The sequence below is a fragment of the Nocardia sp. NPDC056064 genome (assembly GCF_042266925.1).
Lineage (GTDB): Bacteria > Actinomycetota > Actinomycetes > Mycobacteriales > Mycobacteriaceae > Nocardia.
In genome coordinates, this window is record NZ_JBHJWO010000001.1 from 2046898 (window position 1) to 2067785 (window position 20888).

19 protein-coding genes and 2 tRNA genes are annotated in these 20888 nt (G+C 69.3%); 7 read left to right on the plus strand and 14 right to left on the minus strand.

Features of this window, described 5'->3' with window-relative positions:
- Positions 1–16: 16 nt before the first annotated feature.
- Positions 17–700: a uracil-DNA glycosylase gene (locus ACFC06_RS09400; RefSeq protein WP_336081389.1), complete on the minus strand. Its 684-nt coding sequence runs from the start codon at positions 698–700 to the stop codon at positions 17–19.
- Between the two features lie 11 nt (positions 701–711).
- The gene (locus tag ACFC06_RS09405; RefSeq protein ID WP_375935348.1) at positions 712–1716 is read right to left on the minus strand and encodes a thiamine-phosphate kinase; all 1005 of its coding nucleotides are present in this window, start codon (positions 1714–1716) and stop codon (positions 712–714) included.
- Between the two features lie 122 nt (positions 1717–1838).
- Here ACFC06_RS09405 and ACFC06_RS09410 point away from each other — a divergent pair, with 122 nt between their 5' ends.
- A complete protein-coding gene (locus tag ACFC06_RS09410; protein ID WP_375929298.1) occupies positions 1839–2504 on the plus strand; it encodes a DUF3515 domain-containing protein in 666 nt (221 codons plus the stop codon).
- A 144-nt stretch (positions 2505–2648) separates the two neighbouring features.
- Here the strand turns inward: ACFC06_RS09410 and ACFC06_RS09415 are convergent, their stop codons facing one another.
- On the minus strand, positions 2649–3743 hold the full coding sequence (locus ACFC06_RS09415; protein ID WP_375929299.1) for a D-alanine--D-alanine ligase family protein: 1095 nt from the start codon (positions 3741–3743) through the stop codon (positions 2649–2651).
- Between the two features lie 44 nt (positions 3744–3787).
- Entirely contained in the window at positions 3788–4783 is a 996-nt protein-coding gene (locus ACFC06_RS09420) for an NAD(P)H-dependent glycerol-3-phosphate dehydrogenase (RefSeq protein WP_375929300.1), read from the minus strand.
- Positions 4784–4814: 31 nt separating this feature from the next.
- Between ACFC06_RS09420 and cofC the strand changes: the two genes are divergently transcribed.
- From cofC to ACFC06_RS09435, 3 genes are all read left to right on the plus strand, one after another.
- Positions 4815–5495 (plus strand): 2-phospho-L-lactate guanylyltransferase, encoded by a 681-nt coding sequence (gene cofC / locus ACFC06_RS09425; RefSeq protein ID WP_375929301.1) that lies wholly within the window; start codon positions 4815–4817, stop codon positions 5493–5495.
- 73 nt (positions 5496–5568) lie between these two features.
- Positions 5569–7737, plus strand: a complete 2169-nt coding sequence (locus ACFC06_RS09430) for an RNA degradosome polyphosphate kinase (protein WP_375929302.1) — start codon at positions 5569–5571, stop codon at positions 7735–7737.
- A gap of 2 nt (positions 7738–7739) precedes the next feature.
- A complete protein-coding gene (locus tag ACFC06_RS09435; protein WP_375929303.1) occupies positions 7740–8660 on the plus strand; it encodes an NUDIX domain-containing protein in 921 nt (306 codons plus the stop codon).
- A gap of 117 nt (positions 8661–8777) precedes the next feature.
- On the opposite strand, the gene ACFC06_RS09440 is transcribed toward ACFC06_RS09435, so the two are convergent.
- The 3 genes from ACFC06_RS09440 to leuC form a co-directional block, all read right to left on the minus strand.
- Positions 8778–9455, minus strand: coding sequence for an HU family DNA-binding protein (locus tag ACFC06_RS09440; RefSeq protein ID WP_375929304.1), 678 nt, complete (start codon positions 9453–9455; stop codon positions 8778–8780).
- Positions 9456–9612: 157 nt separating this feature from the next.
- The gene (gene leuD / locus ACFC06_RS09445) at positions 9613–10221 is read right to left on the minus strand and encodes a 3-isopropylmalate dehydratase small subunit (RefSeq protein WP_375929305.1); all 609 of its coding nucleotides are present in this window, start codon (positions 10219–10221) and stop codon (positions 9613–9615) included.
- A 10-nt stretch (positions 10222–10231) separates the two neighbouring features.
- A complete protein-coding gene (gene leuC, locus ACFC06_RS09450; RefSeq protein WP_375929306.1) occupies positions 10232–11653 on the minus strand; it encodes a 3-isopropylmalate dehydratase large subunit in 1422 nt (473 codons plus the stop codon).
- Positions 11654–11716: 63 nt separating this feature from the next.
- Between leuC and ACFC06_RS09455 the strand changes: the two genes are divergently transcribed.
- Complete coding sequence (locus tag ACFC06_RS09455; protein ID WP_278263791.1) at positions 11717–12418, plus strand: IclR family transcriptional regulator; 702 nt, start codon at positions 11717–11719, stop codon at positions 12416–12418.
- Between the two features lie 44 nt (positions 12419–12462).
- Here ACFC06_RS09455 and ACFC06_RS09460 read toward each other — a convergent pair.
- The 4 genes from ACFC06_RS09460 to ACFC06_RS09475 all read right to left on the minus strand — a co-directional run bounded on the left by ACFC06_RS09460 (position 12463) and on the right by ACFC06_RS09475 (position 15096).
- Positions 12463–12535: transfer RNA gene (locus ACFC06_RS09460), tRNA-Glu, on the minus strand.
- Positions 12536–12563: 28 nt separating this feature from the next.
- Positions 12564–12635 (minus strand) — tRNA-Gln (locus ACFC06_RS09465).
- A 192-nt stretch (positions 12636–12827) separates the two neighbouring features.
- Positions 12828–14303, minus strand: a complete 1476-nt coding sequence (gltX, locus tag ACFC06_RS09470) for a glutamate--tRNA ligase (RefSeq protein WP_375929307.1) — start codon at positions 14301–14303, stop codon at positions 12828–12830.
- A 19-nt stretch (positions 14304–14322) separates the two neighbouring features.
- Positions 14323–15096, minus strand: a complete 774-nt coding sequence (locus tag ACFC06_RS09475) for a fumarylacetoacetate hydrolase family protein (protein WP_375929308.1) — start codon at positions 15094–15096, stop codon at positions 14323–14325.
- Positions 15097–15452: 356 nt separating this feature from the next.
- On the opposite strand from ACFC06_RS09475, the gene ACFC06_RS09480 reads away from it, so the two are divergent.
- Positions 15453–16586, plus strand: coding sequence for an MFS transporter (locus ACFC06_RS09480; protein WP_375935351.1), 1134 nt, complete (start codon positions 15453–15455; stop codon positions 16584–16586).
- A 104-nt stretch (positions 16587–16690) separates the two neighbouring features.
- Here ACFC06_RS09480 and ACFC06_RS09485 read toward each other — a convergent pair whose 3' ends face one another.
- Both ACFC06_RS09485 and serA read right to left on the minus strand, forming a co-directional pair.
- Positions 16691–17698 (minus strand): 3-isopropylmalate dehydrogenase, encoded by a 1008-nt coding sequence (locus ACFC06_RS09485; RefSeq protein WP_375929309.1) that lies wholly within the window; start codon positions 17696–17698, stop codon positions 16691–16693.
- Positions 17699–17872: 174 nt separating this feature from the next.
- The gene (gene serA / locus ACFC06_RS09490) at positions 17873–19471 is read right to left on the minus strand and encodes a phosphoglycerate dehydrogenase (protein ID WP_375929310.1); all 1599 of its coding nucleotides are present in this window, start codon (positions 19469–19471) and stop codon (positions 17873–17875) included.
- A gap of 133 nt (positions 19472–19604) precedes the next feature.
- Here serA and ACFC06_RS09495 point away from each other — a divergent pair, with 133 nt between their 5' ends.
- Positions 19605–20414, plus strand: a complete 810-nt coding sequence (locus ACFC06_RS09495) for a DNA polymerase beta superfamily protein (RefSeq protein WP_375929311.1) — start codon at positions 19605–19607, stop codon at positions 20412–20414.
- Positions 20415–20488: 74 nt separating this feature from the next.
- Here ACFC06_RS09495 and ACFC06_RS09500 read toward each other — a convergent pair whose 3' ends face one another.
- Positions 20489–20692 (minus strand): cold-shock protein, encoded by a 204-nt coding sequence (locus ACFC06_RS09500; protein ID WP_019048280.1) that lies wholly within the window; start codon positions 20690–20692, stop codon positions 20489–20491.
- Positions 20693–20888: the final 196 nt, after the last annotated feature.

Genomic DNA, 20888 nt, shown 5'->3' on the forward strand with positions numbered 1-20888 from the left:
CGGACGGCACCCCGGGTCAGGGCAGCCGCCAATCGACTGGTTCGGCGCCGAGTTCGTCGAGCAGTTCGTTGACCCGGGAGAAGGGCCGCGAACCGAAGAACCCGCGCGAGGCGGACAGCGGGGAGGGATGGGCCGACTCGATGTAGGGGACGTCGGCCTCGGCGAGAGTCGGTTTCAGCGAGCCCGCGTCGCGGCCCCACAGCACGGCGACGAGCGGTTCGTCCCGGGCGACGAGCGCGCGGATGGCCTGCTCGGTGACGGCCTCCCAGCCCTTGCCACGATGCGAGGCGGGGGTGCCGGGGGTGACGGTGAGCACCCGGTTCAGCAGCAGCACACCCTGATCCGACCACGGGCTCAGGTCACCGCAGCGGGGTGTGTCGAAGCCCAGGTCCTTGGTGTACTCGGCGAAGATGTTGGACAGGCTGCGCGGGACCGGCGAGACATCCGGCGCGACAGAGAAACTCAGCCCCATCGCGTGCCCCGGCGTCGGGTACGGGTCCTGGCCGACGATCAGTACCCGCACGGCGTCGAACGGACGCTGGAACGCGCGTAACACGTTCTCCCCGGCGGGCAGATACCCGCGGCCCTCGGCGTTCTCCGTGCGCAGGAACTCGCCCATTTCGCTGATGCGGTCGGCGACCGGTTCCAAGGCCCGGGCCCAGCCCGGATCGATGATCTCCGACAGTGGTTTGGCACCCATGACCGCACAACCTATCGTTTCCGGCCGACAGATGCGGCGCCGGACCCGTGGAAGGATTCCCAGCCGATCCCGCCGCTGGGCGCGGCACCGTCGACGGTGACGCCATCACCTGCGACGACGACCCCGATCGGCCGCCAGCCCGGCGGCAGCGCGGTGCCCGCGGGCCAGGTCCCCGCGAAGGCGTGGTCCTCGCCACCGGCCAGAATCCATTGCGCCGCATCGGTATCCAGCCGGGCCGCGACCGCGTCCAGTTCCGGGTCGGTCAGCGCGGCGCCGTGCACGTCGATCGCGACACCCGAGGCGCGCGCGAGATGGCCGAGATCGGCGAGCAGCCCGTCGGAGACATCGGTGAGGGCGGTGGGTCCGGTGTCGCCGAAGACGTCGACGACCGCGGCGTACGGCGGCTGCGGCACCCGGTGCGCGGCCAGGGCGCGCGCGAAGACCGGATCGGCGATGTCCGCGTCACCGGACAACACGGCCAGCCCCGCCCCCGACCAGCCGAGTTCACCGGCGACCGCGACGATGTCGCCCGGCCCGGCACCCGCGCGGGTGATCGCGGCCCGCCCGCCCAGATCGCCGAAGGCCGTCACCGAGATCACCAGCTGATCGCTGTGCACCAGATCGCCGCCCGCGATGGAGCCACCGGCGCGCTGCGCCTCGGTCCACATCCCGTCGGTGATGGCCTCGAGCACCGTGACGGGGGTGTCACCGGGGCAGCCGAGCGCGACCACGAAGGCGCTCGGGCGCGCACCCATCGCCACCACATCGGCCGCGTTCTGCGCGATGGCCTTGCGCCCGATCTCGGTGGGTGCCGACCAGTCGAGCCGGAAGTGCCTGCCCTCGACGAGCATGTCGGTACTCACCACGAACCGCCCGTCGGGCGCGGCCACCACCGCGGCGTCGTCACCGGGGCCCAGCAGCACCTGCGCACCCTGACGCCTGCCCGCGGTGATCCGGTCGATGACCCCGAACTCGCCGACCTCACGCACCGTTCGCGCCCGGCTGTCCTCGCTGATGACCGGCCCCTTCCCGCTGTGCTGCCGCGCTGACGAAATCGACCCGACGGTACCCTTTCGGAGGCGATCGGGCACCACCGACGGTGCACCCGATACCACGGAGCGGAAAGGACCCCACGGCTATGGCGGCGGATTCGTCGGACCCGAACGAACGCGACGAGACGGCACCCGAGGACACGCCGGAGACCGCCGAGCCGGTGTCGCTGTCGAAGGACGACGACACCACCGAAGCCGAGTCCGACACCACGACGCCCTACTCCCCCGCGCTGATCGCCACCGCCGTGGCCCTGCCGGTCGTCCTGATCGTCGGCGTCCTCGTCGCCGCCTTCATCGCCCTGCGCGCCCCCACCGAACGCGAACCCCTCGCGCTGGGCCCCGTCCCGGCCCCCGCCCAGGACGGTCCCGCCTGCCACGCGCTGCTGCCCGCCCTGCCCGCCGAACTCCCCGGCAACGGCGAGACCTACACCAAATCCACCCTCGTCGAACCCGCGCCGCAGGCCACCCGCGCCTGGCAGCTCCCCGACGGCGGCGACCCGATCGTGCTGCGCTGCGGCCTGGACCGCCCGCTCGAATTCAACCGCGCCGCCGCGCTGACCGTCATCGACGGCGTGAAATGGTTCCAGGTCCGCGACGAGGTCGCCCAGACCGGCACCTGGTTCGCCGTCGACCGCGAGACCTACATCGCGCTCACGGTCCCCGACAACTCGGGCACCGGCCCGATCCAGACGGTCTCCGACACCATCAACGCCACCCTCCCCGCCCGCGAACCGACCCCCGGCGAGTTGTGACTGTGACTGTGACATAGGCGGCTGGCGCCGCGGGGTTTTCGGCCCTGTGGGCCTCGCATCCGAAGGGCGATACTTCGGCTTCGCCGTGACGTCTCGCCCTTCGGATGCGAGGCGGCCGAAAACCCGGGGTGGCCGAGGTTGTCGTCAGCGCAGGCCGGTGCCTCGGGCGAGAGCCGTTTCGATCAGGGTGGAGACCAGGGTGGGGTAGTCGATGCCGGTCGCTTCCCACATGCGGGGGTACTGCGAGATGGGGGTGAAGCCGGGCATGGTGTTGATCTCGTTGATGACCGGGCCGTCGGCGGTGACGAAGAAGTCGACGCGGGCCAGGCCCTGGCAGTCCAGGGCGCGGAAGGCGCGCACCGACAGCTCGCGGATCTGCTCGGCGACGTCGTCGTCGAGTTTGGCGGGCACGTCGAACTCGCAGACGTCGTCGAGATATTTGGTGGCGAAGTCGTAGAACTCGGGGGCCGCGGCGTCGGCGTCGGGCATCCGGATCTCGGAGACCACGCTGCCGCGCACCTGGCCGTCGGCGAATTCCAGCACGCCACACTCGACTTCACGGCCGAGGATACCCGCCTCGACGATCACCTTCGGGTCGTGTTCGCGTGCGGTGGCGACGGCGGCGTCGAGCGAAGCCCAGTCGGTGATCTTGGTGATGCCGATGGAAGAGCCGCCGCGCGCGGGCTTCACGAACGCGGGCAGGCCGAGGCGATCGCGCTCGGCCTGGGTCAGCGTCGCGGTACCGGGGCGCAGCACCACCTGGGTACCGACCGGTAACCCTTCGGCGGCCAGCAATTTCTTGGTGAACTCCTTGTCCATGCCCGCGGCGCTGGCCAGCACGCCCGCCCCCACATAGGGGACACCGGCCAGTTCGAGCATGCCCTGCAGGGTGCCGTCCTCACCGAACGGGCCGTGCAGGATCGGGAAGACCACGTCCACGCGGCCGAGCGCGGCCGACGGATCGTCGAGCGCGACCAGCGCGCCGGCCCGGCCCGGGTCGGCTGCCAGCGTCAGCGCGGTACCCGCCGCGTCGACCGCGGGCAGCGCGTCGTGGCTGAGTTCGAGCTGACCGATCCCCTCGGCCAGTACCCAGCTGCCGGCGGCGGTGATACCGATCGGCACCACCTCGTAGCGCGCGGGATCGAGGTTGCGCAGCACGCTGCTCGCCGATACACACGAGACGGCGTGCTCGCTGCTGCGCCCGCCGAAGACCACAGCTACCCTGATCCGGTTCGTCATGACCGTCAACTTAGTGGGTTACGGCCGCGGTGGCGGCATCGACCTTACTCCGGCTTGATCTTTCTTCCGAGCAGGCTGTCGACGGCCTCGTTGACCGAAAGTCCCTCGTGACACACCCGGTGCACCGCGTCGGTGAGCGGCATCTCCACCTGGTGCGCGGCCGCGAGCGCCCGCACCGATGTGCACGACTTCACACCTTCGGCCACCTGCCCATTGGTCGCCTCCTGCGCGGCCTGCATCGAGCCACCCGAGCCGAGCACGTATCCGAAGGACCGATTGCGTGATCCCGGCGAGGTGCACGTCGCCACCAGGTCACCCACGCCGGCGAGCCCGGCCAGCGTCACCGGCTGCGCGCCGAGCGCGACACCGAGGCGCATCACCTCGGCGAGCCCACGGGTGATCAGGCTCGAGACCGAGTTGTATCCCAACCCCATCCCCGAGGCGATACCGCACGCCAGCGCGATGACGTTCTTGCACGCGCCACCGATCTCGGCCCCGATCACATCGGTGTTGGTGTACGGCCGGAAGTACCCGGTGGCACAGGCCCGCTGCGCCACCCCGGCGCGCTCGCTGTCGGTACAGGCGATCACGGTGGCCGCGGGCTGACGTTCGACGATCTCGTGCGCGAGATTCGGCCCCGACAACACCGCGATCCGGCTCGCCTCGGCGCCGGTGACCTCCGCGATCACCTGACTCATCCGCAGCAGCGTGCCGGTCTCGACCCCCTTCATGAGACTGAGCAGCGTGGCGTCGGAACCGATATCGCCCTTCCACAGCTCCAGATTCGCCCGCAGCGACTGCGACGGGACCGCCAGCACCACCAGATCCGCGCCGTCGAGCGCGACCCGGTGATCGTCGGTGCCGCGCACCGGCGGCAGCTCGACACCGGGCAGGTAGAACGGATTGCGGTGCTCGGTGTCGAGTGCCCGCGCGACCTCGCCGCGTCTGGCCCAGATCGTGACCTCGGTCCCCGCCTCTGCCAACACCTTCGCGAACGCGGTGCCCCACGACCCCGCACCCATAACCGCCGCCCTCGTCATCAGCCCAATATGCCATGGAAGGATCGACCTCATGCGTCCGCACACCGTGCACGCCGTGATGGCGGTCAAGCACATCGACCGGGCCAAGAGCCGCCTGGCCGAGGTCCTGACCGCCACGCAGCGTGGGCAGCTCGTCCTGGCCATGTTCGCCGATACGGTCACGGCCGCGACGGCCGTGCCGGAGGTGCTGTCGCTGACCGTGGTCACCCCCGATCCGCGCGTGGCCGCCCGCGCCGGCGAACTCGGCGCGCAGGTGCTCGCCGAGCCCGCCGGTGCCGCGGACCCGCTCAACGCCGCCCTCGCCGCGGGCGCGCGCGACGTGCGCGACCGGCACGGCCCCGCGCATCTGCTCGCCCTGCAGGCCGACCTGCCCGCGCTGCGCCCGGCCGAGCTGGCCGAGCTGCTCACCGTCGCCCCCGACGGCGCCCGCTCGGTGGTGATCGATCACACCGGTACCGGCACCGCCGCACTACTCGTGCGCGACACCCTCGCCGCGCTGGCTCCCCGCTTCGGCGCCGGATCCGCACGGGCACACCGCGCCGAGGGCGCGCACCCGCTGCCCGGGCACTGGCCGGGCCTGCGCCGCGATGTCGACACCCCCGCCGACCTGGCCGCCGTCCGCGCGCTCGGCGTCGGCGAATTCACCGCGGCGGTGCTGCGCGAATTCGGTCTGCTCGATCGGGAAGGTGATCCGGTTCGCACCGTGTGCTGACCGATCGCCGCGCCGGATGAGGATCGGATCAACCGGACAAGTGTCATGCTGCGGACTGCCCGGTCCGTAGGGGATGATCGATGGCGTGAGCGACACGGAAACGATCAAGCAGCAGCCCCCGATTTCCCCGCCACCTGCCGCTGCCGCGGCCACGGGCGGTGACGCGGCCACGCAGCGGTTGCCCCGCGATCGCTACCTGAACCGGGAACTGAGCTGGCTGGACTTCAACGCCCGGGTCCTGGCACTGGCCGAGGACGCCTCGCTGCCGTTGCTGGAACGCGCGAAATTCCTGGCGATCTTCGCCTCGAATCTCGACGAGTTCTACATGGTTCGCGTCGCGGGCCTCAAACGCCGGGCCGAGACCGGGCTGTCGGTGCGCTCGGCCGACGGACGCTCCCCGTCCGAGCAGCTGGAGATGATCACCGCGCGCGCCCAGGAACTGGCGGTGCGCCACGCGAACGTCTTCCTCGACGAGGTGAACCCCGCGCTGGCCCAGGAGGGCATCGACATCATCGGCTGGGCCGACCTCGACGACGAGGAACGTCAGCGCCTTTCGGGTCACTTCACCGACCAGGTCTTCCCGGTGCTCACCCCGCTGGCCGTCGACCCGGCCCACCCGTTCCCCTACATCTCGGGCCTGAGCCTCAACCTCGCGGTGACGGTGAAGGACACCGGCACCGGCGGCGAGCATTTCGCCCGCGTGAAGGTGCCCGACAATGTCGACCGGTTCGTGCGCGTGCGCCGCACCGAGGCGCCCTCGGCGATCGCGGCCTTCCTGCCCATGGAAGACCTCATCGCCGCACACCTGGACCTGCTGTTCCCGGGTCTGACCGTGGTGGAGACGCATTCGTTCCGGATCACCCGCAACGCCGACTTCGAGGTCGACGAGGACCGCGACGAGGACCTGCTGCAGGCGATGGAACGCGAACTCGCCCGCCGCCGCTTCGGCAAGCCGGTGCGCCTCGAGGTCTCCGACGACATGACCGAGCACATGCTCGAGCTGCTGCTGCGCGAACTCGAGGTCGACCCCGCCGACGTCATCCAGGTGCCCGGCCTGCTCGACCTGTCCTGCCTGTGGCAGGTCTACGGCGTGGACCGGCCCGATCTCAAAGACGCGCCCTACGTTCCGGCCACCCCGGCCGCCTTCGGCGAGCGCGAGACCCCGCGCAATGTCTTCTCCGCCCTGCGCGAGGGCGACGTACTCGTGCACCACCCCTACGATTCGTTCTCCACCAGCGTGCAGCGCTTCATCGAGCAGGCCGCCGCCGACCCGCAGGTGCTGGCGATCAAACAGACCCTCTACCGCACCTCCGGTGACTCCCCGATCATCAACGCGCTGATCGAGGCCGCCGAGGCCGGCAAGCAGGTCGTCGCGCTGGTCGAGATCAAGGCGCGCTTCGACGAGCAGGCCAACATCAAATGGGCCCGCGCCCTGGAACAGGCGGGCGTGCACGTGGTCTACGGCCTGATCGGCCTCAAGACCCACTGCAAGACCTGCCTGGTGGTGCGCCGCGAGGGCTCCACCATCCGCCGCTACTGCCACATCGGCACCGGCAACTACAACCCCAAGACCGCACGCCTCTACGAGGACGTCGGCTTGTTCACCGCGGCACCGGAAATCGGGGCCGATCTCACCGACCTGTTCAATTCGCTGACCGGTTACTCCCGCAAGGAGGACTACCGCAATCTGATGGTCGCCCCGCTGGGTGTGCGGGCCGGGATCGTCGAGCGCATCGACCGCGAGATCGCATTGGCCGGGCAGGGTAATCCCGCGGGCATCCGGATCAAGGCCAACGCCATCGTCGACGAGCAGATCATCGACGCCCTCTACCGGGCCTCGCAGGCCGGTGTGCCGGTGCGGATCGTGGTCCGCGGTATCTGCGGGCTGCGCCCGGGCGTGCCGGGGCTCAGCGAGAACATCGAGGTGCGCTCGATTCTGGGCCGCTTCCTGGAACACTCCCGGATCCTGCAGTTCCGGGCCCAGGACGAGACCTGGATCGGCAGCGCCGACATGATGCACCGCAATCTGGACCGCCGGGTCGAGGTGATGGTCCAGGTCAAGGACCGCAGGCTCACCGAGCAGCTGAGCGCGGTCTTCGATTCCGCGCTCGACCCGATGACCCGCTGCTGGGTGCTCGGACCGGAGGGCGCCTGGCAGGCCAGCCCGCGCGACGCCGCGGCCGACCAGGTCCGCGACCATCAGCAGTTCCTGATGCGGCTGCGCAGGCCCGACCAGCCGTGACCATGCGAGATCCGCAGGTGCGGCCCAATATCCACGCGGCGGGCGCGGTGCTCTGGCGGCCGGGCGATGCCGGGCCGGAGATCGCCGTGATCCACCGGCCCAAATACGGCGACTGGTCGCTGCCCAAGGGCAAACTCGACCCCGGTGAGACCCCGGTGGTGGCGGCGGTGCGCGAGGTCGGCGAGGAGACCGGCCTGCCGTGCACGCTGGGCCGCTATCTGGGCCACGTCACCTATCCGATCCCGGGACACCGTCAGCTCAAGCGGGTCGACTACTGGGCCGCCGAGGCCGCGGCCGGGGAGTTCACCGTCAACGCCGAAGTCGACCAGCTGCGCTGGTTCCCGCTGGACCGGGTGATGGACCAGCTGTCCTATCCGATGGACCGGCAGGTGATACGGATGTTCGCGCGGCTGCCCGCGCGCACCGCGACGGTGTTGCTGGTGCGCCACGCCAAGGCGGGCAAGCGCGCCGCCTGGGACGGACCCGACGCGCTGCGCCCCCTGGAGGCGGCCGGCCAGCAGCAGGCCAAGGCCCTCACCCCGAACCTGTTGGCGTTCGGCGCATCCGAGATCCATTCGGCCGATCCGCTGCGCTGTATCCAAACCGTGACCCCGTTGGCGGAGCAGCTGAACGTCGAAATCAATTGCGAGCCAATGTTTTCCGAGCAAGGTTACGATTCAGCGAAAAGCGCGGCCCGGCAAAGGTTTCTGTCGTTGATAACGGATCGGGGTGTGCCCACGGTGTGCAGTCAGGGCGGGGTGATTCCCGATCTGGTGCAGTGGCTCGCCGACCGCAGCGGCCTGACTCTGCCCGCGGCGCGCAATCGCAAGGGCAGCGTGTGGGCATTGTCGTTCGCCGCGGACCGATTGGTCGCGGCCGACCATATGGATCGTTCGCTGTCGACGGGAATCGTCACCGCCTGAATCGCGAGCTACCCCCGACAGCCGAAACGGCCCCGCGGAAAGCGGGGCCGTTCTCGGTCCAGTGGTGGGTGATGCGTTTACGTGCACATTCCCCGACCCGATCCTGCTGCGGCAGGATCAACGAGCACGACGGGCAGCAGTCTTCTTGGCAGCAGTCTTCTTGGCAGGGGCCTTCTTGGCGGCGGTGGTCTTCTTGGCCGCCGTGGTCTTCTTGGCCGCCGTGGTCTTCTTGGCGGCCGCGGTGACCTTCTTGGCCGGCGCCTTCTTGGCCGCGGTCACTTTCTTTGCCGCCGTGGTCTTCTTCGCGGCGGCGGTGGTCTTCTTGGCCGCCGTGGTCTTCTTGGCGGCGGGAGCCTTGGTGGCTGCCTTGCGGGCGGTGGTCTTGGCCGGACCCTTCGACGGCGTGGCCTTCTTGGCTGCCGTCTTCTTGGCCGCGGTCTTCTTGGCCGCCGCCTTCTTCGCCGCCACCGGGGCGTTCACGCCACGCTTGACGGCGGGGCCGGACGCGGCCAGCTTCTGCTTACCCGCGATCACCGCCTTGAACTGCGCACCGGGCCGGAAGGCGGGCACCGAAGTGGCCTTCACCTTCACGGTTTCACCGGTACGCGGGTTACGGGCAACCCTGGGGGCACGCTTGCGCTGTTCGAACACACCGAAACCGGTGATGGTGACGCTCTGACCTTTGTGCACGGCACGGACGATGGTATCGACCACGTTCTCGACAGCCGCGGTAGCCGTACGCCTGTCCGTACCCAACTTTTCGGTCAGAACGTCGATCAGTTCCGCCTTGTTCATTGAATCCTCCGCAGACTAATGGCCCGTCGTCGGACCGACTAGGTACCACGGTAAACCCAGTTTGAGCAAGAGTCTATGTGCCACGCCAAAATTCATGTGGTTTAGCACACGTCCAGCTACCGCCCCCAGGGAAGCGCCACCAATCGTTCGGCGGTGATTACGCCTGCGAAATAGGCTCCGGCAGCGTCACGGGTTTCCATGACGGCCTTCCCTTTTCGAACTCGCCGATGACGTCGGCTTGCCGCAGCGTGAGCCCGATGTCGTCCAAACCCTCCAGCAGACGCCAGCGGGTGTAGTCGTCAATATCGAACGGCAACACGACGGTTCCCGCCGTCACGGTGCGTGCGGTCAGGTCGACAACCAATTCGAGGCCGGGCTGTTCCTCGATCAGCTTCCACAGCATTTCGACATCGTTCTGTGACATCTGCGCGGCGAGCAGACCGCCCTTCCCCGCATTCCCACGGAAGATGTCGGCGAAACGCGAGGAGATGACCACCCGAAAGCCGTAGTCCGACAGCGCCCACACCGCGTGCTCGCGGGAGGACCCGGTACCGAAATCGGGCCCGGCCACCAGCACGCTGCCGTGCCGGTAGGGCTCGGTGTTCAGAATGAAGTCCGGATCGGCCCGCCAGCCCGCGAACAGGCCGTCCTCGAAACCGGTGCGAGTCACGCGCTTCAGGTAAACGGCCGGGATGATCTGGTCGGTGTCGACATTGGACCGGCGCAGCGGGACCCCGATGCCTTTGTGAACGGTGAAGGCTTCCATAACGATTCTCCTACAGATCGGCGGGCGAGGACAGGGTGCCGCGGACGGCGGTGGCGGCCGCGACCAGCGGCGAGACCAGGTGGGTACGGCCGCCCTTGCCCTGCCTGCCTTCGAAATTGCGGTTGGACGTGGACGCGCACCGTTGGCCCGGTTCCAGCTGATCGGGATTCATGCCGAGGCACATCGAGCAGCCCGCCTGGCGCCATTCCGCGCCCGCGGCGGTGAAAATATCGCCGAGTCCTTCTTTTTCCGCCTGCGCGCGCACCCGCATCGAGCCGGGTACGACCAGCATTCGCACGCCCTCGGCGACGTGGCGGCCCTTCAAAACATCGGCGACCGCGCGCAGGTCCTCGATCCGGCCGTTGGTGCAGGAACCGACGAAAACGGTGTCCACGGTGACCTCGCGCAGCGGCATCCCCGGCGTCAGGTCCATGTAGCGCAAGGCCTTCTCGGCGGCGTCGCGCTCGCTCTCGTCGGCGATCTGGGCCGGGTCGGGCACGTTCGCGCCCAGCGGCAGGCCCTGGCCCGGGTTGGTGCCCCAGGTGACGAACGGGGTCAGCGCGTTCGCGTCGATATGGACCTCGGCGTCGAATTCGGCGCCCTCGTCGGTGCGCAGCGCGTCCCAGGCGGCCACCGCGGCGTCCCAGTCGGCCCCCTGCGGCGCGTGCGGGCGGCCCTTCAGGAATTCGTAGGTCACCTCGTCGGGGGCGATCATGCCTGCGCGCGCGCCCGCCTCGATGGACATGTTGCAGATCGTCATCCGCGCCTCCATCGACAGCTTGCGGATCGCCTCGCCGCGGTATTCCAGGACATAGCCCTGGCCGCCGCCGGTGCCGATCTCGGCGATCACGGCCAGGATCAGGTCCTTGCTCGTGACACCGGGCGCCAGTTCGCCGTCGACGGTGATGGCCATCGTCTTGAACGGGCGCAGCGACAGCGTCTGGGTGGCCAGCACGTGCTCGACCTCGCTGGTGCCGATGCCCATGGCCAGCGCGCCGAACGCGCCGTGGGTGGAGGTGTGGCTGTCACCGCACACCACGGTCGTGCCGGGCTGAGTCAGGCCGAGCTGCGGGCCGACCACGTGCACGATGCCCTGTTCGCGATCGCCCATCGGGTGCAGCCGCACGCCGAACTCGGCGCAGTTGCGGCGCAGCGTCTCCACCTGGGTGCGCGAGATCGGGTCGGCGATCGGCTTGTCGATGTCGGTGGTGGGGACGTTGTGGTCCTCGGTGGCGATGGTGAGATCGGGGCGGCGCACCGGACGGCCCGCCGCGCGGAGCCCGTCGAAGGCCTGCGGGCTGGTCACCTCGTGCACGAGGTGCAGATCGATGTAGATCAGGTCGGGTTCGCGGGAGGAACCTTCGCCTTCGCCAGGGACGACGACGTGCTGGTCCCACACCTTCTCGGCCAGTGTGCGGGCGCGCTCGGCCATTGCTTGATCACCTTTCGACGGGCATACTTGGAATCTCAAGATTTGAGACGTTAGTATCGTTCTATGAGACAGCATAGCGGTATCGGTGTCCTCGACAAAGCCGTGGCGGTGCTCTACGCCGTCGCGGACGAGCCATGCGGTCTCAACGACCTGTGCACCCGCACCGGCCTGCCCCGCGCCACCGCGCACCGGCTGGCGGTCGGGCTGGAGACCCACCGGCTGCTGGCCAGGGACGGCAACGGGCTGTGGCGGCCAGGGCCCGCGCTCACCGAGCTCTCGGCCGGTGCCGCCGACCCGCTGGTGGAGGCCGCGGGTGCCATTCTGCCGCGCCTGCGCGAGATCACCGGCGAGAGTGTCCAGCTCTACTGCCGCGACGGCAACGCCCGGGTCTGCGTGGCCGCCCTGGAGCCGCCCGTCGGCCTGCGCGACACCGTGCCGATCGGCTCCCGCCTGCCGCTCACCGCCGGCTCGGCGGCCAAGGTGCTGCTCGCCTGGGCGGACCCGGAACTACAGCGCACCGTCCTGGCCGACGCCGTGTTCGGCGATCGGGCGCTGGCCGAGGTCAGGAAGCGGGGCTGGGCACAGAGCGCCGCAGAACGCGCGCAGGGCGTCGCGAGCGTGTCGGCCCCGGTGCGCGACACCGGTGGCGTGGTGGTGGCCGCAGTCTCGGTCTCCGGGCCGATCGACCGGATGGGCCGGCGTCCCGGTGCGCGCTGGGCCGCCGATCTGGTCGCCGCCGCCGAGGCGCTGCACAAACGGCTGTGAACGAGAAAGACCCCCGGTCGCATGCGACCGGGGATCTTTCTTTGTAGCCCCGACGGGATTTGAACCCGCGCTACCGCCTTGAGAGGGCGGCGTCCTAGGCCGCTAGACGACGGGGCCAGGACGATCTCACCGAAGTGAAACCTTGCTGGGGTACCAGGACTCGAACCTAGAATGGCTGAACCAGAATCAGCTGTGTTGCCAATTACACCATACCCCAAGGATGGAAACGCCCGACCTCCGTTCCACCGAGTGGTTGTCGGTGTTGCGAGGCCGTGTTCCGCGGCGATGAGAAGATTACCAAACACTACGGGGTAAACTACAAATCGCCTGGTCAAAGGCCGGTTTTTGGCTGTTTTCGGCCCTCCGGCGGCCGGGGCGGACGCGGCAGTGCCACGCCGCCCCGGGCTCCCTACTCTGCCGCGGGCGCCCAGCCGCGGGCCGCGCGTAGCCGCGCCAGCGAGATCTCCCGGCCCAGCAGTTCCATCGACTCGTAGAGCGGCGGGCTGATGTGCGAGCCCGTCACCGCCACCCGCACCGGCGCGAACGCCTTGCGTGGCTTGAGCCCCAGGTCATCGATCAGCGCCTTCTTCAGCGCCTCCTCCAGCGCGGCCGTGGTCCACTCGCCCAGCGGCTCCACCGCGGCCAGCGCGGCGTCGAGCACCGGGTCGGCGTCCGCACCGAGGTTCTTGGTGCCCGCCGCCTGGTCGATCGCGAACTCGTCGGGCGCGACGAACAGGAATTTCAGCAGGTCCCACGCGTCGGAGAGCACCACGATCCGGGTCTGCACGAGTTCGGCGGCGGCCAGGAAGGTCTTCTCGTCGATCTCCGCGCCGATATGACCCCGCTCGGTCAGGAACTCGCGCAGCCGGTGGCCGAAATCACCCGGCTCCAGCAGACGAATCTGCTCGGCATTGATCGCGTCGGCCTTCTTCTGGTCGAAACGCGCCGGATTCGAATTCACCGTGGAAATATCGAACGCCGCCACCATCTCGGCCATCGAGAACACATCGCGGTCCTCGGCGATACTCCAGCCGAGCAGCGCGAGATAATTCAGCAAACCCTCGGGAACGAATCCCCGATCGCGGTGCAGGAAAAGGTTGGATTCCGGATCGCGCTTGGACAGTTTCTTGTTGCCCTGGCCCATCACGAAGGGCAGATGACCGAACTCCGGAGTGAAGTCGGCGACCCCGATACGCTGCAGCGCGGCATACAGCGCGAGCTGTCGCGGAGTGGAGGAGAGCAGGTCCTCACCGCGCAGCACATGGGTGATCTTCATCAATGCGTCGTCGACCGGATTCACCAGTGTGTAGAGCGGGTCGCCGTTGCCGCGGGTGAGCGCGAAATCGGGCACCGTCCCGGCTTTGAACGTGGTTTCCCCGCGGACGAGATCATTCCAGGTGAGATCTTCGTCGGGCATCCGCAACCGCACCACCGCGGGGCGTCCCTCGGCTTTGTAGGCGGCGATCTGCTCGTCGGTCAGGTCCCGGTCGAAATTGTCGTAGCCGAGTTTCGGGTCGCGACCGGCGGCGCGATGCCTGGCCTCGACCTCCTCCGGCGTGGAGAACGCCTCGTAGGCCTCGCCCGCCGCGAGCAGCCGGGCCACCACGTCCAGGTGCTGATCGCGGCGCAGCGACTGCCGGTAGGGCTCGTAGGGGCCGCCGACCTCGGGCCCCTCGTCCCAGGTCAGGCCCAGCCAGCGCAGCGCGTCCAGCAGCGCGCGGTAGGAATCCTCGGAATCGCGCGCGGCGTCGGTGTCCTCGATGCGGAACACGAAGCTACCGCCGTGGTGGCGCGCGTACGCCCAGTTGAACAGCGCCGTGCGCACCAGGCCGACGTGCGGCGTGCCGGTCGGCGACGGGCAGAAACGGACCCGTACTTCAGTCATGACTCTCTTCTCCGCTGTCTCAGCGCTTGGTGGCAACAGGATTGGTGAGGGTGCCGATGCCCTCGACGGTGACCGACACGTTCTGCCCGGCCGCCAGCGGGCCGACGCCTTCCGGTGTGCCGGTGAGGATCACGTCACCGGGCAGCAGCGTCATCACCGAGCTGATCCACTCGATGATCTTCGGGATGTCGTGCAGCAACAGTGACGTGCGGCTGCGCTGGCGGACCTCGCCGTCGACCTCGGTGGTGATCTCCAGATCGCCGGGGTCCAGCGAGGTTTCGATCCACGGGCCGAGCGGGCAGAAGGTGTCGTAGCCCTTGGCCCGCGTCCACTGCCCGTCGTGGCGCTGCTGGTCACGGGCGGTGACATCGTTGGCGACGGTGTAGCCCAGGATCACCTCGGCGGCCTTGGCGGCGGGCACGTCCTTGCACGGACGCCCGATCACCACGGCCAGCTCGCCCTCGTAGTCGACCTGAGATGAGCTGGGCGGCAGGATGATCGGCGCGTTCGGGCCGACGATCGCGGTGTTCGGTTTGATGAAGATCACCGGATCGACCGGCGCCTCGCCGCCCATCTCGGCCGCGTGGGCGGCGTAGTTCTTGCCGATGCAGATCACCTTGCTGGCCAGGATCGGCGCCAGCAGGCGGACATCGGCCAGCGGCCAGCTCCGCCCGGTGAACGTCGGCGAGCCGAACGGGTGTTCGGCGATCTCCTTGGCGACAGCGTCGCCGCCGTCGCCGTCGATGCTGACGAACGCGACTCCATCGGGACTGGCAACTCGACCTAAGCGCATGCCCGGAGTCTATCCAGGCGCGCCCACCTGCCCGAACGCGCCCGGACCGCGACATCGCCCGGTCGATACCCGCGCCGCGCCGATGCGAGTGAACTCACACCGGTGTGATTCGAAGACATTGCACGCCTGCGAATTTCGCCCGAGCCTCCGCGGGCGCCGCGTGTGATCTGTCAGACACCTGATCCGGGGGCAACAATCGACGGTCAGCGGTGTAGCGTGATCTTCGATGTTCACACCATGAGACATCAATCTCAAATATTGAGACGCAATCGTGCAATCCGAGCGAGGTGGGAATCGTGACGCAGGCGCACCAGGCACCCGAGGTGACCCGGATCGGTAGCGGCAGACGGTGGTTCATGCTCGCGCTCGGCGTCTTCGCGCAGACCGCCAGCTCGATGTTCATCCACGGCACCCCGTTCCTGCTGCCCGCGCTCACCGCCCGCGGCGATTCGCTGGCCGCGGCCGGCGCGCTGGTGGCGTTGCCCACCCTCGGCCTGGTGTGCACGCTCATCGCCTGGGGATATGTCGTGGATCGCATCGGCGAGCGGGTCGTGCTGGTGGCGGGCACGGTGGTGATGTTCGTCGCAGGCATCGGCGCCGCCCTGGTGGACAACGCCGTCGCCTTCGGCGCGCTGCTGCTGCTCGGCGGTGTCGGCGCGGCCAGCTCCAACGGCGCGAGCGGCCGGGTGATCGTCGGCTGGTTCCCGCCGGACCGGCGCGGCCTGGCCATGGGCATCCGCCAGACCGCCCAGCCGCTGGGCGTGGGCCTGGGCGCGCTGAGCATCCCGTGGGTCGCCGAGCACCACGGGATCGCCGCCGCGCTGCTGGTCCCCGCCGTGATGGCCGGACTGGCCGCGATCGGCTGCCTGATCGGCATCGTCGACCCGCCGCGCCCGCCGACCGCGGCCGCCGACCGCGCCAACCCCTACCGGGGCGCCTCGACGCTGTGGCGCATCCACGCGGTCTCGATCCTGCTGGTGGTCCCGCAGGCCACCCTGTGGACCTTCGCGCTGCTGTGGCTGCACCGCGATCTGGGCTGGTCGCTGCCCGCCGCGGGCGCGCTGATGACCGTCACCCAGTTCCTCGGCGCCGCGGGCCGCATCGGCGCGGGCGCGTGGTCGGACCGCGTCGGCAGCAGACTGACCCCGCTGCGTCAGGTCGCCGTCGCCGCGGTCGTCGCCATGGCCGCGCTGAGCGTGGCCGCCTGGACCGGCTGGTGGTGGGCGGCCGTCCCGCTGCTGGTGGCCGCCTCGGTCATCTCCGTCTCCGACAACGGCCTGGCCTTCACCGCCGTCGCCGAGATCGCAGGCCCCTTCTGGAGCGGCCGCGGCCTCGGCATCCAGAACACCGGCCAGAACCTCGTAATCGCCGCCATCCCCCCGGTTTTCGGCGCCGTCATCACCGCCACCAGCTTCCCCACCACCTACGCCCTGGCCGCCGTAGCCGCCGCGGCCGCCATCCCCCTCGTCCCCCGAGACCCGTCGAAGTAACCGCCCCACAGCCTTTTTCGTCACAGTGGCGAAAAAGGCTGTGGGACAAGAACAACAGGCCCGCCCCGGACGAACCGGAGCGGGCCTGTTGTCGTTCGGCGTCGTCAGACGATGGCGGCGATGCGGTCGCCGACCTCGACGGTGGAGGCGGGGGCGGTGCGGGCGGCCAGGTCCTTGGCGACGGCGGATTCGATGCGGGCCGCGCCCTCGGTGTTGCCGAGGTGGTTGAGCAGCAGCGAGACCGACAGGATGGCGGCGGTCGGGTCGGCCTTGGACTGGCCCGCGATGTCGGGGGCGCTGCCGTGGACCGGCTCGAACATCGACGGGTTGGTGCCCGAGGCGTCGATATTGCCCGAGGCGGCCAGGCCGATGCCACCGCTGACGGCGGCGGCCAGGTCGGTGATGATGTCGCCGAACAGGTTGTCGGTGACGATCACGTCGAAGCGGCCCGGGTCGGTCACCATGTGGATGGTGGCGGCATCGATGTGCTGGTAGGCGGTCTGCACGTCCGGGAACTCGGCGCCGACCTCGTCGACGGTGCGCTGCCACAGCGACCCGGCGAAGGTGAGCACATTGTTCTTGTGCACCAGGGTGAGGTGCTTGCGCCGGGCCTGCGCGGTGGCGAAGGCGTAGCGCACCACACGCTCGATGCCGAAGCGGGTGTTGTTGGAGACCTCGGTGGCCACCTCGTGCGGCGTACCGACGCGGATCGCGCCGCCGGTGCCGGTGTAGGGGCCCTCGGTGCCCTCGCGCACGACCACGAAGTCGATGTCCGGGTTGCCGGCCAGCGGGCTGGTGACACCCTGGTGCAGCTTCGACGGCCGCAGGTTCACGTGGTGATCCAGCGCGAAGCGGGTCTTGAGCAGCAGCCCCCGCTCGAGCACACCGCTGGGCACCGACGGGTCACCGATCGCGCCGAGCAGGATCGCGTCGTGCTGCTTGAGCTCGGGCAGCACCGACTCGGGCAGGATCTCCCCGGTCCGGTGGTAGCGCGCCGCGCCCAGGTCGTACTCGGTCTTCTCGACCCCGGGCACCACCACGTCGAGCACCTTGAGTGCCTCGGCGATGACCTCGGGCCCGATGCCGTCACCGGCGATGACTGCGAGCTTCATAGTGCTCTGACTCCAATCAGAAACGGTTCGAATCCGTATAGGTGACGGCTACTCCGTCGAACTGCTCGGGATACCAAGCGGGGCGGGACACCACGGCTGATGCCGCAGGTCTCGCCCCGCCTCGCACGACCCTTCGCGGGTCGGTACCCTCAGTGCTTCCAGCGCTCCAGAAACTCAGGCCAGGTCGACCAGGACCACCTTCGAGGCACCGACGGCCTCGCCGATCGCGGTCTGCACCTCGGCGGGCACCTCGCGGTTGACGCGCAGCACCACGGTGGCGCCTTCGGCGTCGATGTCCTGGCTCAGCTGCGCGGCCAGGATGTCGACGTCGGCCTCGCCCAGCTTGGTGCCGATCTTGCCCAGGGCGCCCGGCTTGTCGCTGTAGTTCAGCACGGCCAGGTTCAGGCCCTCGGCGCGCATGTCGTAGTTGCGGCCGTTGATGTTGACGATCTTGTCGACCAGGGCGGGCTCGGTCAGGGTGCCCGCCACGTTCAGGGTCGAGCCGTCGCCGAACACGGCGCGCAGGTCGACGACGCTGCGGTGGTTCGGGCTCTCGGTGGCGGTGGTGACGGTGGCGGTGATGCCCCGCTCCTTGGCCAGCGACGGCGCGTTGACGAAGGTGACCTGGTCCTCGACCAGCGCCGAGAACACCCCGCGCAGCGCGGACAGCTCCAGCACGGCGACGTCCTGGGCGGCCAGCTCGCCGCGCACCTGCACCTCGATGCTGACCGGCAGCTCGTTGGCGATGGCACCCAGCAGCGCGCCCTGCTTGCGCACGACGTCCAGCCACGGCGCGACCACGTCGTTGACCGCGCCACCGGTGACGTTCACCGCGCCCGGCACGAACTCACCGGCCAGCGCCAGCAGCACCGACTTGGCGACATCGGTGCCCGCGCGGTCCTGGGCCTCGGCGGTGGAGGCGCCCAGGTGCGGGGTCACGACGACCTCGGGCAGGTCGAACAGCGGGCTGTCGGTGCACGGCTCGGTCTCGAACACGTCCAGACCGGCGGCACGCACGTGGCCCGACTTGATCGAGTCGGCCAGCGCGTGCTCGTCGATCAGGCCACCGCGCGCGGCGTTGACGATGATGACGCCCGGCTTGGTCTTGGCCAGGGTCTCGGCGTTGAGCATGCCCTTGGTCTCGGGGGTCTTGGGCAGGTGGATCGAGATGAAGTCGGCGCGCTCGAGCACCTCTTCCAGGCTCAGCAGCTCGATGCCCAGCTGGGCGGCGCGCGCGGGCGAGGTGTAGGGGTCGTAGGCGACGATCTTGGTCTCGAAGGCCGCCAGACGCTGCGCGAACAGCTGGCCGATACGGCCCAGGCCGATGACGCCCACGGTCTTGCCGAGGATCTCGACACCGTTGAACTTGCTGCGCTTCCAGGTCTTCTCACGCAGGGTCGCGTCGGCGGCCGGGATCTGGCGCGCGGCGGCGAGCAGCAGGGTGACGGCGTGCTCGGCGGCGGTGTGGATGTTGGAGGTCGGCGCGTTGACGACCATCACGCCACGCTCGGTGGCGGCGGGCACGTCGACATTGTCGAGGCCGACGCCGGCACGGGCGACGATCTGGAGCTTCTTGCCCGCCTCGAGCACCTCGGCGTCGACGGTGGTGGCGGAACGCACGAGCAGCGCGTCGGCCTCGGGCACCGCGGCGAGCAGGGCCGGGCGGTCGGGGCCGTCGACCCAGCGAACCTCGACACCGTCACCGAGCGCGTCGACGGTCGACTGGGCGAGCTTGTCGGCGATCAGAACTACAGGACGGCCTGCTTGGCTCACTGTGGGGTACTCCTGAAGAAGAAAGGGGTCGGCAGTTACCGCCGACCAGAATAGTCCGGCGAAGTTCGGCTGCCCTTACCCCCCTGCCGAAAACCTGGTGAACGGGGTGCGGGGCCCGCTCTACGATCACGCCATGCTCCTGCGTCACGTTCCCGATTCGATGGATCCGGCGGTGGTGGCCGCCGTCGACTCCGAGCTCGACCGGGTGGCCGCCGACCACCGCGTCACCATCCGGCTGGCCATCGAAAGCGGCAGCCGCGCTTGGGGTTTCCCGTCGCCCGACTCCGATTACGACTGCCGCTTCGTCTATGTGGCGAGCCTGGACACCTACCTGTCGCCGTGGCGCACGCGCGATGTGATCGAGACGCCGCTGGTCGGCCTGCTCGATGTGAACGGCTGGGATCTGGCCAAGGCGCTGCGCCTGCTCGTGCAGGGCAACGCGGTGATCGTCGAGTGGCTGATGTCACCCATCGTCTATCGCGGGGACGGGGATTTCCGCGCCCGGCTGCGCGAGGTCGCCACCGAGGTGGCCGACCGCGACCGGGTGGCCAGGCACTATCTGCACCTGGGCGCGCGCCAGTGGACGCTGTTCGAGCGCCACGGCGGCCTGAAGAAGGTGTTCTACTCGCTGCGCCCGGCGATGGCGCTGCGCTGGCTGCGCGAGCACCCCGGCGCGGCCGTGGCGCCCATGCACCTGCCGACCCTGCTCGCCGAGTGCGACCTGCCCACCGGCTTCACCGACGCGGTCACCGAGCTGACGGCACTGAAATCACGCACCAGGGAGATGGGCACGGGTGCGGCTCCGGCGCCGATCGCCGAGTTCATCACCACCGAGTTCCGCACCGCGGCCGAGACTTTCGCCACCCGCGGTCCCCGCGATCTCACCGCGGCCAGGGCGATCACCGACGAGTTCTTCCGGTCGGAGGCTCTCGCGGCGGGCTGAGCGGGCCCGGAAACGCAGAAACTCCGCACCGGTCCGGTGCGGAGCTTCAACTCATACGCTGGTCAGCGCAGGAACTAGATGACGCGAACGTCCTGTGCCTGCGGGCCCTTCTGGCCCTGACCGATCTCGAACTCCACACGCTGACCCTCGTCGAGGGAGCGGAAGCCCGAGCCGCTAACAGCCGAGTAGTGCACGAAGACGTCGGGTCCGCCGCCGTCCTGCGCGATGAAGCCGAAGCCCTTCTCGCTGTTGAACCACTTCACAATGCCCTGAGCCATTTCTAAACCTTCTGTAGACGAGCCAGGTCCTAATAGTCCGGTCCCGGTCTCGCCAACCAACAATGCCACGGTTCGGCGAATTCAGCCACACCACAGGTCGCCGACTGTGAGGAAGCCAACCCGGTGACCGTGTCCACCGGTGCCACCACACAGGTGGGTCCGACCGCAATCCGGTGGATGCCGGGCGTATGCCGGG

Bases quoted from the DNA above. Each gene is read 5' to 3' on its own strand.
- ACFC06_RS09440 (WP_375929304.1), bottom strand. From the start codon at position 9,455: ATGAACAAGGCGGAACTGATCGACGTTCTGACCGAAAAGTTGGGTACG.
- leuC (WP_375929306.1), bottom strand. From the start codon at position 11,653: ATGGCCGAGCGCGCCCGCACACTGGCCGAGAAGGTGTGGGACCAGCAC.
- ACFC06_RS09495 (WP_375929311.1), top strand. From the start codon at position 19,605: ATGCTCCTGCGTCACGTTCCCGATTCGATGGATCCGGCGGTGGTGGCC.
- ACFC06_RS09435 (WP_375929303.1), top strand. From the start codon at position 7,740: ATGCGAGATCCGCAGGTGCGGCCCAATATCCACGCGGCGGGCGCGGTG.
- ACFC06_RS09485 (WP_375929309.1), bottom strand. From the start codon at position 17,698: ATGAAGCTCGCAGTCATCGCCGGTGACGGCATCGGGCCCGAGGTCATC.
- ACFC06_RS09420 (WP_375929300.1), bottom strand. From the start codon at position 4,783: ATGACGAGGGCGGCGGTTATGGGTGCGGGGTCGTGGGGCACCGCGTTC.
- ACFC06_RS09475 (WP_375929308.1), bottom strand. From the start codon at position 15,096: ATGCGCTTAGGTCGAGTTGCCAGTCCCGATGGAGTCGCGTTCGTCAGC.
- ACFC06_RS09500 (WP_019048280.1), bottom strand. From the start codon at position 20,692: ATGGCTCAGGGCATTGTGAAGTGGTTCAACAGCGAGAAGGGCTTCGGC.
- ACFC06_RS09410 (WP_375929298.1), top strand. From the start codon at position 1,839: ATGGCGGCGGATTCGTCGGACCCGAACGAACGCGACGAGACGGCACCC.
- leuD (WP_375929305.1), bottom strand. From the start codon at position 10,221: ATGGAAGCCTTCACCGTTCACAAAGGCATCGGGGTCCCGCTGCGCCGG.
- gltX (WP_375929307.1), bottom strand. From the start codon at position 14,303: ATGACTGAAGTACGGGTCCGTTTCTGCCCGTCGCCGACCGGCACGCCG.
- ACFC06_RS09480 (WP_375935351.1), top strand. From the start codon at position 15,453: ATGCTCGCGCTCGGCGTCTTCGCGCAGACCGCCAGCTCGATGTTCATC.
- cofC (WP_375929301.1), top strand. From the start codon at position 4,815: ATGCGTCCGCACACCGTGCACGCCGTGATGGCGGTCAAGCACATCGAC.
- ACFC06_RS09400 (WP_336081389.1), bottom strand. From the start codon at position 700: ATGGGTGCCAAACCACTGTCGGAGATCATCGATCCGGGCTGGGCCCGG.
- ACFC06_RS09455 (WP_278263791.1), top strand. From the start codon at position 11,717: ATGAGACAGCATAGCGGTATCGGTGTCCTCGACAAAGCCGTGGCGGTG.
- ACFC06_RS09415 (WP_375929299.1), bottom strand. From the start codon at position 3,743: ATGACGAACCGGATCAGGGTAGCTGTGGTCTTCGGCGGGCGCAGCAGC.
- ACFC06_RS09430 (WP_375929302.1), top strand. From the start codon at position 5,569: ATGATCGATGGCGTGAGCGACACGGAAACGATCAAGCAGCAGCCCCCG.